Source organism: Streptomyces sp. NPDC001515 (genome assembly GCF_053597115.1).
Window position 1 is genome coordinate 240,964 of record NZ_JBSFHN010000005.1, and the last position, 14,269, is coordinate 255,232.

The 14,269-nt window shown below is 68.2% G+C and carries 14 protein-coding genes and 1 pseudogene; 11 read left to right on the forward strand and 4 right to left on the reverse strand.

Annotation, left to right across the window (positions count from 1 at the left end):
- From ACWCXC_RS08715 to ACWCXC_RS08750, 8 genes and pseudogenes are all read left to right on the forward strand, one after another.
- Positions 1-366 (forward strand): annotated as a pseudogene (locus tag ACWCXC_RS08715) (hypothetical protein); the annotation flags it as partial.
- Positions 363-554 (forward strand): hypothetical protein, encoded by a 192-nt coding sequence (locus ACWCXC_RS08720; RefSeq protein WP_450887583.1) that lies wholly within the window; start codon positions 363-365, stop codon positions 552-554. The pseudogene ACWCXC_RS08715 and the gene ACWCXC_RS08720, both read left to right, overlap by 4 nt.
- Positions 555-657: 103 nt before the next feature.
- Entirely contained in the window at positions 658-867 is a 210-nt protein-coding gene (locus ACWCXC_RS08725) for a hypothetical protein (RefSeq protein ID WP_383644644.1), read from the forward strand.
- Between the two features lie 266 nt (positions 868-1,133).
- Positions 1,134-1,487 (forward strand): mobilization protein, encoded by a 354-nt coding sequence (locus ACWCXC_RS08730; protein ID WP_450887585.1) that lies wholly within the window; start codon positions 1,134-1,136, stop codon positions 1,485-1,487.
- Complete coding sequence (locus ACWCXC_RS08735; RefSeq protein WP_450887587.1) at positions 1,484-3,214, forward strand: relaxase/mobilization nuclease domain-containing protein; 1,731 nt, start codon at positions 1,484-1,486, stop codon at positions 3,212-3,214. The genes ACWCXC_RS08730 and ACWCXC_RS08735 overlap by 4 nt, the downstream gene beginning before the upstream one ends.
- A gap of 149 nt (positions 3,215-3,363) precedes the next feature.
- On the forward strand, positions 3,364-3,807 hold the full coding sequence (locus ACWCXC_RS08740; RefSeq protein WP_450887589.1) for a hypothetical protein: 444 nt from the start codon (positions 3,364-3,366) through the stop codon (positions 3,805-3,807).
- A gap of 193 nt (positions 3,808-4,000) precedes the next feature.
- Positions 4,001-4,630: a serine/threonine-protein kinase gene (locus ACWCXC_RS08745; RefSeq protein WP_450887591.1), complete on the forward strand. Its 630-nt coding sequence runs from the start codon at positions 4,001-4,003 to the stop codon at positions 4,628-4,630.
- A gap of 138 nt (positions 4,631-4,768) precedes the next feature.
- Complete coding sequence (locus tag ACWCXC_RS08750; protein ID WP_450887593.1) at positions 4,769-5,614, forward strand: hypothetical protein; 846 nt, start codon at positions 4,769-4,771, stop codon at positions 5,612-5,614.
- A gap of 492 nt (positions 5,615-6,106) precedes the next feature.
- Here ACWCXC_RS08750 and ACWCXC_RS08755 read toward each other — a convergent pair whose 3' ends face one another.
- The 4 genes from ACWCXC_RS08755 to ACWCXC_RS08770 form a co-directional block, all read right to left on the reverse strand.
- A complete protein-coding gene (locus ACWCXC_RS08755; protein WP_450887595.1) occupies positions 6,107-7,483 on the reverse strand; it encodes an IS110 family transposase in 1,377 nt (458 codons plus the stop codon).
- 44 nt (positions 7,484-7,527) lie between these two features.
- Positions 7,528-8,349 carry a DUF317 domain-containing protein gene (locus ACWCXC_RS08760; protein WP_450887597.1) on the reverse strand — a complete coding sequence of 274 codons (822 nt, stop codon included), beginning with the start codon at positions 8,347-8,349 and terminating at the stop codon, positions 7,528-7,530.
- Between the two features lie 15 nt (positions 8,350-8,364).
- Positions 8,365-8,655 carry a hypothetical protein gene (locus ACWCXC_RS08765; protein WP_450887599.1) on the reverse strand — a complete coding sequence of 97 codons (291 nt, stop codon included), beginning with the start codon at positions 8,653-8,655 and terminating at the stop codon, positions 8,365-8,367.
- A 100-nt stretch (positions 8,656-8,755) separates the two neighbouring features.
- The gene (locus ACWCXC_RS08770; protein ID WP_450887601.1) at positions 8,756-9,109 is read right to left on the reverse strand and encodes a DUF317 domain-containing protein; all 354 of its coding nucleotides are present in this window, start codon (positions 9,107-9,109) and stop codon (positions 8,756-8,758) included.
- Between the two features lie 484 nt (positions 9,110-9,593).
- On the opposite strand from ACWCXC_RS08770, the gene ACWCXC_RS08775 reads away from it, so the two are divergent.
- The 3 genes from ACWCXC_RS08775 to ACWCXC_RS08785 form a co-directional block, all read left to right on the forward strand.
- Positions 9,594-11,432 (forward strand): ATP-dependent nuclease, encoded by a 1,839-nt coding sequence (locus ACWCXC_RS08775; protein WP_450887603.1) that lies wholly within the window; start codon positions 9,594-9,596, stop codon positions 11,430-11,432.
- On the forward strand, positions 11,422-13,131 hold the full coding sequence (locus ACWCXC_RS08780) for a UvrD-helicase domain-containing protein (RefSeq protein ID WP_450887605.1): 1,710 nt from the start codon (positions 11,422-11,424) through the stop codon (positions 13,129-13,131). Before ACWCXC_RS08775 ends, ACWCXC_RS08780 begins: the two co-directional genes overlap by 11 nt.
- A 566-nt stretch (positions 13,132-13,697) precedes the next feature.
- Positions 13,698-14,269, forward strand: a 572-nt coding sequence (locus ACWCXC_RS08785; protein ID WP_450887607.1) for an IS5 family transposase, incomplete at its 3' end; no start/stop codon positions are given.

Here is a 14,269-nt window from a genome sequence, read left to right on the forward strand (position 1 = left end):
GGACCGACCACCGCACGGTCCGGGACCGACACCAACCAGGACCGCGGGCGTAAGGTCCCGCACCGCCGGAAGTCGGTACGGAAGCCCCGGGCGAACGCCAAGGACAAGCGTGCCCGGTCCCGCTCTCGCCGGGCGGAGCGTCCGTCGCGCGAGCTGGGCGAGCCCGAGCGACGGCTCGTTCACGACGTACTCCCCCATGTCCCCGCCCTCCTTGCACGGGACGGCAACGAATCCATCACCCGGGTGCAGCTGCGCGAGATCATCCGCCGCCAGGACCTGCCGGGGGTCGGCAATGACCGACTGGGCCTCGTCCTCCAGGAACTGCGGAGCAAGGACACCACCACGCCGAGGAGCACATCCCGATGAAGACCTGCCGCCGGTTCAACACGGTCAGGGCGCAGTACGAGCGAGAGATCGAATTCATGCTCGCCCACTCCGAGCGGTACGCCGGAAGGCCGGCGGCGAAGTCCAGCGCGAAGCAGGCGGCGTCGGCGAAACAGCGGATGGCCCGTGCGCTCAGCAGTCACGTCGGCCGCTGTCCCGAGTGCGGATGAGCCGACAGATCCCAGCTCATCCCGCCTATCCGAACCTGGTGGTCTGCTTCGTGCCGGGCCATCTTCCCGCTCCAGGAGAAACCCTGTGATCCCACGCCCTCCCATGCCGACATTCGCCGAAGCCACCGCCTGGGCGGATGTTCTGGTCCGCCGACGGCTGCTGCACGCGGCAGTCCTCATGCCGTCCGGCCAGTGGTTCGTCCAGGACCGGTCCGGCGGGCCCGTCCGCGTCCTTTCGGGGCCGGCCGACATCGTCGCGCTGGTCGCGGCTATCCAGTACCGCACCCGCTCGGCGAGGCACGAATCGCGATGACGAACACACCTTGGAGCGGCACCGCCCATGAACCTGGAGCCGACATCAACTGGGTGTCTCGGCGAGCAAGTTGGGGCGGAAGTAGTACTTCCGCCAAGCCCGCCCTTGAGGGGGCGGGAGAGGACCTGCACCGGGGGGTGCAGGTCCTGGAGGCTTCGACCGGGGGCGGATCGAAGCCGGAGGAGAAGCGCGAGCCTCATCGTCGCCCCAGTGAGCGCCCTGCCCGTCAGCGTCCACGTCAGCCGCCCGAGAAGAAGCGCCGACATTTGCGCACGACCCGCTTCAACGATGCCGAGTTCGACCTGATCGTCTCCGCCGCCGCTCGTTGCAACCTGACCGTCGGCGGGTTCCTCGCCCGTGCCGCGCTCGCCGCGGCCCGCGATCTCGACCGAACAAGCGCCGAGATCGCCACCGAACACGATGTCCTGACCGCGCTGTTCGACAGCCGGCGCAAGCTCGGCTGGGCCGGCAGCAACCTCAATCAGGTGGCCAAGGCCCTCAACGCCGGTGCCGATGCCGCCGTCCCTCAGCTGGAGGCAAGCCTTGCTGCCGTACGACAGGCCGCTACCGCAGTGCATGCCGCCGCGACTGCTGTCCTCCAGCACCAGCAGGAATCATGATCCCGAGCGTCAACCCGCCCGGCTCCCGGACCATCGGCCTGCTCGCCTACCTCTACGGCCCCGGCAAGCGCGAGGAACACGTCGACCCCCACCTCGTGGCCTCGTTCGACGGTATGGCCCCCGATCCCGGCCGCGATCCGGACGCCACGCTGACGGCCCTCCAGCAGCTCCTGGACCAGCCCGTCCAGGCACTGCCCAAGCACGCTCGGCCTGCCAAGCACGTGTGGCACACCTCCGTACGGACCGCGCCGGGCGACCGGCCCCTGTCGGACGACGAGTGGGCCGATGTCGCCCGCCGGATCGTCGCCGCCACCGGCATAGACCCCGGCGGCGGACAGCCCGGCTGCCGCTGGGCCGCCGTACGGCACGCGGACGACCACATCCACATCGTCGCCACCCTCGTAGCCGAGGACGGCCGACGCCCCGACGACTACCGATCCGGGGCCCGCGCCCAGGCCGAAGCCCGGCTCATCGAGAGAGAACTCGGCATCCACAAAGTCGCACCCGGCGACGGCACGGCTGGCCAGCGGCCCACCAGCGCCGAGCGGCACAAGGCCGACCGCCAGGGCCGCGAGCGCACCGCCCGCGAAGAACTGCGCGAGACCGTACGCCGTGCCGTGGCCGGCACAGCGGGCGAGGAGGAGTTCTTCGGCCGGCTCGCCGCCGCGGGCCTTCTGATCCGCAAGCGCGCCGCCCCCTCCGGGGACCTGCTCGGATACAAGGTCGCGCTGCCTGATGATTTGAACAAGGACGGCGAACCGGTCTTCTACCCGGGTGCGCGTCTTGCTCCCGACCTTTCGTTGCCCCGCATCCGCGAGCGCTGGTCCACCAACGGCCCGGCGGTCCGGCAGCAGGAGGAGGTTCGTACAGGGGCGGGTCGTTCGGCCGCCGCACGCCGCGCAACGGCCTCGGCCCTGTGGCAGACCGTGCTCGTCTTCGGGCACGACGAGGACGCGGTCGCCGCCGCCCACATCGCTGCGGCCGGCGAGGTCCTGGACGCGCTCGCGGCGACGTCCGCCGCTCACACCCGCCGCGAACTGCGCGACGCCGCAACGGCTTTCGAACGGGCCTCGCGCTCGCATATCCGGGCCGTACGCGGGCACGATCGCGCCCTGCGGCAGGCCGCCCGCGACCTCGTCCAGGGCGGCCCGGTTCTCGGCCGAGGCGAGGACGGAGCCAGCACAGCGATGGTGATCGACATGCTGTTCTTCCTGATCACCGCCGCCGCGCACTGGCACGCTCGCAAGGGGCACGCCCAACAAGCCGATGCCGCCGTCCAGGCCGCCAAACATCTGCGTACCGCCTATCAGGCCGCAGCCGCCCAGCCGCTCGGCGTTCTTTACCAGCACGGTCGGCGTCTCAGCCGGCCGATACTCCAGCGCCAGAGCGCACTGCTGCGCGAGGCTCTGCCGGACCTGGCCGAGCAGATCCTCACCGAGCCCGGCTGGTACGCCCTGGCGGCCACGGTTACGGAGGCGGAAGCCGCAGGTCATGACCCGGCCGGGCTGCTGTCCGGTATCGCCGCGCAACGCGAGCTGGGCACCGCCGACTCCGTCAGCGACGTGCTCGTCTGGAGGCTGCGGCGCGCCGCGGACCTGCCCGCCGACGTCACCCACTCGTCCGAGACCAGCTCCGGGGCCCGATCCACGACGCTCAGGGGAACCGCCAGAGCGTCCGGCCCCGGTCGGCGGCGCAATAGCGAGGAATCCTCGCGTCAGCGCCTGTAGGCCTGAATCGGCATGGGCTTGTCGGCATCCGAGAAGTCAGTTGTCCAGCGGACCCGGACTGTGGACGTTGAGAATTGAAACGGCCGCCGGCCTGGGGCACGATCATGATCCGCGCAGGACAAGGTGACAAGGTAGAGGAGGACGTCAGGGTGTTTCACCGGATACGCCGACGGGCCATGGAACCGACCGAGGCTCAGAGGCAGTTCGCCGAGCTGCACGCACAGATGATGGGACAGGTCCCGCCCGGATTCGGTGAGCCGACATACGGCCCGGAGCCGACGCCACCGGTTGCCGTCGTGGACGACTTTCTTCCGCCGGACCTGCGCGTGCCCAGTCACGACCAGCTCGACGGCAGGATGATGCCGTGGGCACAGCCCCTCGTCCTCGACGGCGAGATGGTCGCCTGTGCCGAATGCGGCTCGTACCGGGACTGGCTCGTCCTTTCCACCCGTGACGAGATCTGGCTGCGTTGCCGGGCCGGTCACCAGCAGCAGGAGACGCGCCTCGACACCGCCTGGTACAACCGCACCAGCGGGCCGGCGGACGCGACGCATTCCACGTTCGAGGACTGCCTGCGCCACCTCGGGCACTGACCGACACCCCTGCAACCCCCTCGGGCCTGCGGGCCCCTGCTGACCACCCCGTCCCTTCGGGCAGTCGCTGAATTGTTCGCCCTTGGGCATGACACGATGGCAACCAAAGCTCAAGTACCGTGCTTCTTGGGGGTATTGGGTGGATCCGTTAACCGGCAATGATCCGAGGCAGGTCGGGCCATATCGACTCCTGATGCGCCTGGGCGAAGGCGGCATGGGACGGGTGTATCTAGGACGCTCGCCCGGTGGCCGAACGGTGGCCGTCAAGTTGGTGCATGCCGGGCTGGTCGGAGCGCCGGGCTTCCGAGAGCGGTTCGCCCGGGAGGTACATGCCTCACAGGCAGTTTCGGGGACGGGTACCGCGCCCGTACTGGCCGCCGATCCTGAGGCTGCTGTTCCATGGCTGGCCACCGCATACATACCCGGTCCCTCTCTGACCGAGGCCGTGCACCAGCACGGCCCGCTGCCCGAGTCGGCATTGTGGCGCCTCCTGGCCGGGCTGACCGAGGCGCTGGAGGTGGTGCACGCAAGCGGGCTCGTGCACCGAGATCTGAAGCCCTCGAACGTCTTGCTGTCCCTGGACCGACCACTGCTGATCGACTTCGGGATCGCCCGGGCCGCCGATGGGGCTGACCTGACCGCGACCGGACTCGTGGTGGGCTCGCCCGGATACATGTCGCCGGAGCAGGCCGAAGGACGAGAGGTGACCGCGGCAAGCGACGTCTTCTCGCTCGGCGTGGTACTCACGTACGCAGCGACTGGACGAAGCCCCTTCGGCGGCGGTACCGGCCCGGAGTTGCTGTATCGAGTCGTGCATCACTAACCCGACCTGAGCGGTTTACCGGATTCATTCGCTGAATCCGTACGGGGGTGCCTGGCCAAGTCACCGGAGCACAGACCATCCCCAACAACGCTGAGATCCCGCGCAGAAGCCGCCCGCCGAGACAGTGGAACCGACTGGTTGCCTGCTCCGGTTGCCTCCACGATCGCCCGCAAGGCTGAGTATCTGTTCAACCTGGACGGGGAAGCGGACACCGAAGCCGGAGATAGACGGCTCGCGGTCCCACCCACTGCCGTCGTCACCACGGTGGATTCTCGCCCGGCGCCTCATCCGCATGCCGCGCCGACCCAGGCAGCAACTGCCCGTGGTATCCCCCAACCCCCACTGCGGGCTGTATCCGCCCGCCCCGGCCCGGATCCCTTCCCCGCGCACACGGCGCCGCAGCTCGCCAAGACCCACACGGGCAATCGCACCAAGTCCAACCCTCTTCTGTGGGTCGCTGCTGCCAGCATCGCTGCGGTCGCGGCGGTGGCCATTGCGGTCAACGGAGGAGACACTTCGGGATCCGCTGGAACTGGGTCAGATACGTCTTCGGCGCGTCCGAGCGGGCAGCCGACGAACCACTCGGCCGATCCGGTACCGGACAAGCCGGCTGAGCAGGCGACAGCGGCCCCGTCGCCCGTTACCGGTGAGTGGCGCGGCAGCTACTTCTGCGGCCAAGGGCACACCGGCCTGACCCTCACGATTTCCCAGGACGACAGTGGCCTCACAGCCACCTTCGACTTCTATCCGCTCGCGTCCAACCCCGATGTGCCCAGAGGGTCCTTCGCCATGCAAGGGACGTACGCCGACGCGCGCATGAATCTCTATGGCGACCACTGGATCGACGAGCCGGAGGACTACCTCATGGTCGGTCTCTCGGCGGAAGTCGCCGGGAAAACACCCCATAAAATCACGGGATCCGTCACTGACCCTGACGGCAAGGCGTCGGACAGCTGCACGACATTCACGGTGGAGAAAAGCTGACCACCGCAGGCCCCGGAGATGACGCCGTGGGCCGGCTGTTTCGTAGGTGTACCCGATCAAGCTGGCCTGGCCGACTGTGGAGGTGTCGCGCGGGCCCCACCGGCGGTCAGGCTGAACAGGTCGCAGATACGGCGGGGGCGCCGCCGTCGTCTCGGCCTCGCGGAGGCACCCTCCCCGGTCACAGAAACGAACTGGCCATAGTCCGTCGCCCTGTCCCCGGCCGCCCCGCGGTCGGGACTTCCCCGGCCCTCGGCTCGCCGATCCGTACGAAAATGCCCGGCCTTCCGTGAGCGGAAGGCCGGGCATTCTGTTGGTGCTGAGCGAGGCGGGCGGGGTCCGTGGGCGCCATTCCCACGTCGGGGCTCGAAGCCCGGGGATGCCTTCGGGCGTACCGCGGTCCGCCCGCCTCTCCCGCTCCGGCCGAGAGCGGGGGCCTTCACCGCTGAACGGTGAACGCCTCCGCCCTCGGACCGAGCGAGCGTGTCCGGGTCTTCACCGCGTCCGGACCAGGACGTGCCGATAGATCGTATGTCTGCTGACCCCGAAGAGCCTGGCTGTGCCGGTGACGGTGGTGCCGGGCGTGGCGAGCATGTCGCGGGCGCGGACGATCTGGTCTCCGTCCAGCGGAGCAGCCCTCCAGCCGTACGGGCCGCCGCTGTCGGCTACGTCGTAGCCGAAGGCGACGGCATCGTCGTACGGCAGGTCGGATGCCATGCAGCGGTAGAGGCAGAGGATGATCTTGCGGCCCAGCTTCCTCAGTGCTGTGGCGTGCGCGTCTCCAGCGTCACGGCGCATCCGGTAGTAGGCTCTGCCGCCCGGAGAGTGGCTGATCATGGAGAAGGCCAGCGCATGCAGGGTGCTGCGCAGGCGTGTGGACGACGCCTTGCGGAAGGAGACCCGCACCGTCTGCCCGGAGGCCCAGGTGACCGGGGCGACGCCGGCGTAGGCGGCGAGGGAACGACCGCTGCCGAACCACTCGACAGGCCGGTCCCCTATCTCCGCCAGGAGGTAGCCGCCGAGAATGGCGCCCATGCCGGGGACACCGGCCACCAGCGGGTGGAACGGGTGGATGCTGTAGTGCTGCTCCAGTTCCCGCTGCAGGCCGTCGGCCTGCCGGACCGCGTGGTCGAGCACCGCGAGGAGGTGCCTGATACGCAGGGCCTCCGCTTCCTCGACACGGGGATCGAGGACCATCACCGGGCGGAAGAAGCACATGCGCAGGCGCTCGGCCTCGTCCTGGACGGTACGCTTCCTGCCCGCTTCGGTCAGCAGCGCAGCCAGGCTCGTCCGATCCAGGAGGGCGGCGGCACGCGGCGTGGGGGCGGCGCACAGGACGGCACGCGCCTGCGCACTGCACAGCCCGCCGACACCAGCGGGCCACGCGGAGACGGCTGCTGGCCAGATCCGCATCAACGCCGCCCGCAACGCGGCCAGGGCGTCCACGCGGCTGGCCACGGCCGCCCGGTGGGCGTGTGCCACGACGCGCAGCGCCTGCGCCGCCGGGGAGTCCACGACGACGGGGCGGTATTCGCCGGCCAGGGTCATCGAGGCGAGCAGCCGGGCGTCGGCGCGGTCCGTCTTCGGGATCCCCAGGGCCACGCGGTGCCGGGCAGCACGGGTGGGATCCACGTGCACGACGGACATCCCGGACGCCGCCAGTGCGCGGGCGAAGAGGATGTTCACGTCCTCGATCCCGGTGACCGTTGATCGCCATCTGCGGCCAAGGGTCGACAGGAACTCCCGGTAGCGGTCGACGGGATCCGGGTTCTCGGCGTAGACGATCCGGGCCTCGCCGAGGACTGCGCCGGACCGATCGAGCACGGCAACGTCGAGCCACTGGTCCGACCAGTCGCATCCGGCATACAACAAGCAACCACCTCCCAGAAGTTGGAGAAGCCAGATCTGGACCGGATCTAACTGGCCGGGGCGCGCAGAAGACGCTCCCGGGTGACCTCCGGCAGCACCCGGCGCAGAACCGGTGCGGTCGAGCTGAGCGAGGCGGCGAACGCGGCCACCAGGTCGTCCGGGACGCTGGAACTGAAGGAGGCCGCCCACAGGCAGGGGGTGCCGATCGCGGGCTCGGCCCACGCCTGCCATCCGTCCAGCCCCACCTCGTCGGGCTCGGTGGTCAGGATGCGCGGATCGGCATCCTGGATGAGGGGCGGAACCTCGCCGAGGCTGATGTGGGAGGTGAACGTCGGGTCCGTCGCCACCGCGAGGGGCTGGTCGATGTCGCGCAGCCAGCCGTGGGCGGCGACAGCGTCAAGGACCGGGTCAGGGCCGCGGTACACCGCAGCGGGCTCGGCGCGGTCGTCGAGCGCGACAAGGAAGTCGACCACGGCCTCCCCCGGGACGCCGGTGGTGAAGTAGGCCGTCCACGACGCGAGCGAACTGCTCGCGTCCGGGCGGGCCGAGATCTGCCAGGCGATCGGCAGATCTCCGAGATAGAACGGCTCGTCCGGCAGTCCCCACTGCGCCCAGCGCAGGGCGTCGGGGCTGATGTGCAGGACGGTGCTGCGCAGGACCTGGCGGTCCTCCGGCGCTTCGTCCGGTTCTTGGCGTCCGCGGATGATCGTCAGGCTCGTCCAGCCCAGGCCGGCGAGCGCGTCGGCAACCACGTCGTAGAGACGCCCGTCGTCGCCGGCCAGATGCCGGGGGCCGACCCAATACGCGGGTTGGCCACCATGCGGGGTGGCCGGGTCGGGCGGGAATTCGGGGTACAGGGGCGCCTCCAAGGGGCTGGTGCGGGTCTAGTGGCCACCGGCACAACGGCGGGGGCGGCACGGGGGTGCCTGAACGGGGCCCTGCCACGTCAGGGCAATGGCGACCTCCGGAGGCAGGTGGCCGAGTTGCGCGTCCTCGTCCCGTCCTTCGGCGAGGTAGACGACGGTATGGCCGGTCTCGTCCCGGCTCTGGAGGACCTGCGCCAGGCGGTGGGCCATCGGGAAGTAGGGGTTCATGGCCTGGCGGACCGGAGCGTCCGGGTCGCAGGCTGACAACAAGGCAATGAGACCGCCGACGGTCATTTCCGAGGACGTCACAAGCAACCTCCTGGTACAGGAAACGGACATGCACGGCTGAAGGGCCGAAGGGGGGCGTCCCACTCGTGGAGTGGAGGCCGTGCCTCTGCGGCGCCCGCCGTCAGAGGCGGTTCGAGGACTCCAGGACACGCGCCACCGCTGCGGCGACAACGTCGGCCGGCGTCTGAGTGTCGAAGGACACGCGGAAGCCGGGGGTCTCGGCGGTTCCGGTGACCGCGATCTTCCAGCCCTCGCCGTCCGTGCCGGGGCGGCCGAGGGGGAACCAGCCGAGGTAGAACCGGCCGTCCTTGCTGCTGACGTGCACGTCCGCGCGGTCATCGACGACCAGGTGGAAGTCCTCGGCGGAAAACTGATCCAGGACCAGGGTCGGCTGGCCGGGACCGAGCTGCCACTCCCGCAGCCGGAGCGCTTCGGATGTGGTGGAGAAACCAGGGCCCACGGGGGCTACGGTCACGGGCATTCACCTCTCTGACCTGGGCTTTCTTGCAAGGTCGTTTACCTTGACATGTCCTCGCACCCGTTGGCCAGTCTTTACGCTCTCTTTCCTGTCTGCCCCCGGCGAACTTTGTCCTTTGTCATCCAACCGAGTCGTTTGACAGCGAACCTAGTCGTACGAGGAAGCTCGCACGCTCCTGCTGCATGCTTGGGAATCCGACTGGCCAGGCCGCCCTATGGTCCGTACCCGCCCTCTGATATTACGGATCGGCCTCCTGCAGGAGGCAGCACACGCGTTGCGGGGTGACGGCTCCGCCGTCTGATGCCGCCGCTGATCATTCGCATTTAGGAGCAGTCCGAAGATCCCGCTTGTCGTAGAATCGGCTTCGGTTTCGTCAGAGGATGCTCCGATCTGTCCTCGTGGTGACGGCTTTCGCGCGAGGAAGCGCCAGCGGCGACGAGTCGTCGGTGCCCTGCTCCCTCGAAGATTGGGGGGGGCGGGCGTGCAGGTACGGCGGGTAATCCTGGAGAACTTCCGCGGGGTGAAGAGCGGGACGGTTCTCCTGAATGGCCACTCCTTGTTGGTCGGCTCGAACAGCGTCGGCAAGTCGACTGTGTGCGAGGGGCTGGAGCTCGTGCTCGGGCCCGAGCGCATGTTCCGACGGCCGGTGGTTGACGAGTACGACTTCTACGGCGGGTGCTACCAGGAACGGGAAGGCAAGCTGCCCGAAGTGAGGATCGAGGTGGTCCTCACCAACCTGTCCGACGCTGCCGAGCGCCGATTCGGCAACCATCTGCGCCGCTGGTCGGCGCAGACGAGCGACTTCCTCGACACGGTCCCGGAGGCTGTCGAAGACGCCGAGGCCGGCGAATGGTGCCTGCCGGTGGTCTTCCTGGGCCGCTACGACCCTCAAGAGGACGACTTCATCGGGGGCACGTTCTTTGCACATCCCGAGAGCGTCCCGGACGGCCTGGACGGAGAGGAGAGCGGGCTCGGCGCGGGACTGAAATCCTTCACCCGGGAGGACAAGCGGCACTGTGGATTCCTCTACCTGCGGCCGAACCGCACGGGCAACCGGGCGCTCACCTTCCAGCGCGGCTCGCTGCTGGACACGATCGTGCGGCTGGAAGCCGAACTGGCGGGCCCTCTGTGGGAGAAGGCCCTGCGCGACCTGGAGCAAGTCGCCGTAGCTGCAGCCGAATCCGGATTCGGAAAGATCCGTACGGAGATCCGCGATCGCGTCGACCGCTTCGTCAGCCTCGGCGATACAGCGGACCCGGTCGATCTGCGAGTGTCAGAACTCACCCGCGAACACTTGCGTGAGGTATTGCGCCTGTTCATCTCTACCCAACCCGGACCACACGCAGTGCCCTTCAACCGCCTGAGCACCGGGTCACTGAACCTGCTGGTGTTCGCCCTGCTCACCTACATCGCTGAACTCAAGGGCGACAAATCGGTGATTTTCGCGATGGAGGAGCCGGAGATCGCGCTCCCTCCGCACGCGCAGCGCCGTCTCATCGACTTCGTGGTCAAACGCATGGGCCAGGTGATCGTCACCTCACATTCACCGTACGTGATCGAGAAGTTCGAGCCCTCCCGCATTGTCGTGATCAGCCGCGACTCAGAGGGCACCCTCAGCAGCAACCGTGTCGTCCTGCCCGGTGACTTCAAGCTGAAGAAGTACCGTGACAACCGCCGGCAATTCGCTGAGGCCGTCCTGGGCCGTGCCGTACTTGTGGTGGAGGGCGCCGCGGAAGCAGCCCTGTTCCCGGCTGTGTCGGACGTGCTGGAGGCCGACCCCTCCGTCGCGGGCTACGTTCCTCTCGACCTGGCAGGCGTCACGATCTTCAACGCTCAGAACGACGTCTCCGTGCCCTTGTTCGCCCCCGTCTTCAAGGGACTAGGCAAGCCGGTCTACGGGATCCACGACCAGCCCGACAAGCCCCTCGACGCCAAAGCCGCAGCCAAGACTGCCGACTTCACCCACTACACGGTGCTGAACTACAAAAGCGTCGAGAAGCTGCTGGTCGCCGAAGTACCGGTTGACGCCCAGCGTCGGTTCCTCGCCACCGTGGCCCAGCGCACGGACTACCCCTCCGGATGTGCACGCCCCGACCCGTCTGCCACGGACCCGGCCGTGAGCGCCCTCACTTATGACGTGCTATGGGCCCGCAAGGGTGACGGCTATGCCGCGCTGCTCATCGCCGAGTGCACGGGCCGCAGCCAACTGCCCGCCGCCCTGGTCGATCTCCTTCTCCAGATCGACCGCGACCTGGGCACCCCCGCGAGCGGCGGAGAGACCGACAACACCGCCCACCCGGACGAGACCGATGAGAATTGACCCGGTCAGGCAAGAGATCCTCGATGCTCCCGGCCACCTTCTGATCGTCGGAGGCCCCGGTTGCGGGAAGACCACCATCGCTCTGCTCAAGGCCCAGGCGAAACTGACCGCCCTCGAACCTGAACAGCGCGTCCTCTTCCTGAGCTTCTCGCGCGCCGCCGTACGCCAGATCACGGACCGGATGTCCGGAGTCCTGGACCGAACCAGCCGCCAGCACCTGGAAGTACGCACCTTTCACGCCTTCTTCCTCGACGCTGTACGCAGCCACGGACGGCTGCTCACCGGCCGACCGTCGTCGTTCATCACACCCGACCGCGAACGGCAGATCCAGGCGGACTTCGACGGCGACTGGAAGAGCGAGCGCCGCCGCCTGGCGACCGAGGAGGGACGCTACGTCTTCGACCTCCTCGCCGACACAACGGCGACCATCCTGGAGCGTAGCGCCGCCCTGCGTGCCCTCTACAGCAGCATTTACCCACTGGTCATCGTGGACGAATTCCAGGACACCAACACCGACCAGTGGCGCGTGATCAAGGCCGTCAGCGGCGCCTCCACCGTCATCTGCCTCGCCGATCCCGACCAACGCATCTTCGACCACCTGGACGGCGTCGAGGAACAGCGCCTCGACGACGCCGTGGCGCACCTCGCGCCCACGCCCTTCGACTTGTCCAAGGACAACCACCGCAGTCCTGGTGGCGGCGTCCTCGACTACGCCAACGCCGTCCTGAACAACAGCCTCCACGCCGAGCCAGACAACGTCCGCACCTGGACCTACACCCCGGGCTATGGCGTTCCGTGGCAGACCCGTGTCCACAAGGGTGTCATCGCCATGCGGGACTACCTCACCAGCCAGCTGGGGCGCACACCGACCATCGCCGTCCTGGCGAGCGTCAACTCCCTGCTGGGTCAGGTCTCCGAGGTCCTGGCCACCGACACCAACACCGGCGGCATCATCCTTCCCGCAGTCGACCACGCCCTGCAATGGGATCCCGAATTGACCGCCGCGGGGGGCTACGTCGTAGCGTCGATCATGGAGTGGCCCGGACTGCCTCGTGTGGAGGCCGTAACCCGCACCGTACAGTCCCTCGCCGACTTCTATCGGGTCAAGCTGACCGGTGGCACGGCCGGTGCACGCGCCAAGATCAAAGCCATGGAGAACGGACTGGTGGCGTTCACGTCCGGCAAGGCCATCCGCTCCAAAACCGTCAACGCCGTGACCGCTGCCTACGACGCGGGGATCTCCTACACGGGGCAACCGGTCGCTGACTGGTCCACCGCTCGTGACCGCCTCCGCGGCTCCAACGAACTCGGAGAAGTCCTCAAGCATGCACGCCTGTTGCGCCTGCTCAACGCCACCGACGCGCTTGCCTGGGGCCTATCCGATAGCTGGGACGGCGAGTCCGCCTACAAAGACGCGACCTCCACCGTCCGTGCCGTCCTCGCCACCGAAACCCTTACTGCCTCCGGACAACCGCCAGAGACCGTTTCCCTGATGAGCATGCACCGCTCCAAGGGCAAGGAATTCGATGGCGTCATCATCGTCGAAGGGCCCTACACAGGCACCCTGCTCGACTCCAGCTGGAGCCCCGAACGACTCCGTACCCAGCGACGCCTCCTGCGCGTCGCCATCACGCGAGCGCGCACCGTAGTCCTCTTCGTCCGCCCGCAGGGCAGCCAACGGCTCACCAGGACGCACTAACCCTCGGAAGCGCTGCTTGCGATGGGGCAATCTGCACTGCCCCTCAGCCGACGATGCCGACATGCCAGGGCGGGAGGCTGTGTCAGGGCTTGAGGGCAGACACCGCGTACAGATGTCTCTGTCTGTCGACCCGTCCCAACCGGTATGACCATTCATCCTCCGGCGTGCCCGCCACGCACGACTAGGTTCGCTGTCAAACGACTCGTTTGGATGACAAGGGACAAACTTGAACCCCGACCCCCGAGCAAGGAGCTGCCGGTGACGACAATTCCGGCAATCCAGAACAACGCCCAGGGCTAAGTAGCTGTTGTCGTTCCGATCCTGAGGGGTGGGCGTCGAACGGGAGTCTCGTTCGGGTGACCGTGGCCGGCTGCGGGCATGAAGGCAGGGCCTCTTGGTAGCTCGGGGTTGCGAAGCCAACCGAGATCCAGGAGACCCTGTTGCCGCAGTTGTACGTGCTCGTGCCGGTGGAGTTCAACTCGGTTGCTCTGTCGTGTGATTGTGTCGCTCACCGGTTCGGGAATGCGGCCGACCATCCGGAGCGTGTTCGGCGGTATCCCTCGGACATGACGGACGCTGAGTGGTCTGTGGTCCGGCCGCTGCTGCCGGTGCCGGGCTGGCTGCGAGGTCGGGGCGGGCAGCCGGAGGCGTACTGCCACCGGGCGATACTGGATGCGATCCGCTATCTGGTCGACAACGGGATCAAGTGGCGGGCCATGCCGGCCGACTTCCCGCCGTGGGACCGGGTCTATGCGTTCTTCCGCCGCTGGCGCGACCACGCGCTGGTCAGAGAGTTCCACGACCGACTGCGCGGCAGGGTCCGCGAGGAGTCGGGGCGAGATGCGGAACCGACGGCCGGCGTGATCGACTCGCAGTCCGTCAAGGCGGACGCCGTCGTCGGCGCCGACAGCCGCGGTTTCGACGGCGGGAAGCTGGTCAACGGCCGCAAACGGCACGTGGTGATCGACACTCTCGGCCTGCTGCTGGGCGTCATGGTTACCGCGGCGGACATCGGCGACCGCGCCGCAGCGAAGGTGCTGCTCGAGCGGGTGACCGGCGCTCATCACCGGCTGGAACTCGTCTGGGCTGACGGCGGCTATACCGGCAGCCTTGTCAAGCACTGCCTGGCCGCCCTCGC

What these genes read in the sequence shown, in the direction of transcription:
- ACWCXC_RS08720 (WP_450887583.1), top strand. Translation starts at nt 363, where the DNA reads ATGAAGACCTGCCGCCGGTTCAACACGGTCAGGGCGCAGTACGAGCGA.
- ACWCXC_RS08725 (WP_383644644.1), top strand. Translation starts at nt 658, where the DNA reads ATGCCGACATTCGCCGAAGCCACCGCCTGGGCGGATGTTCTGGTCCGC.
- ACWCXC_RS08735 (WP_450887587.1), top strand. Translation starts at nt 1,484, where the DNA reads ATGATCCCGAGCGTCAACCCGCCCGGCTCCCGGACCATCGGCCTGCTC.
- ACWCXC_RS08745 (WP_450887591.1), top strand. Translation starts at nt 4,001, where the DNA reads ATGCGCCTGGGCGAAGGCGGCATGGGACGGGTGTATCTAGGACGCTCG.
- ACWCXC_RS08780 (WP_450887605.1), top strand. Translation starts at nt 11,422, where the DNA reads ATGAGAATTGACCCGGTCAGGCAAGAGATCCTCGATGCTCCCGGCCAC.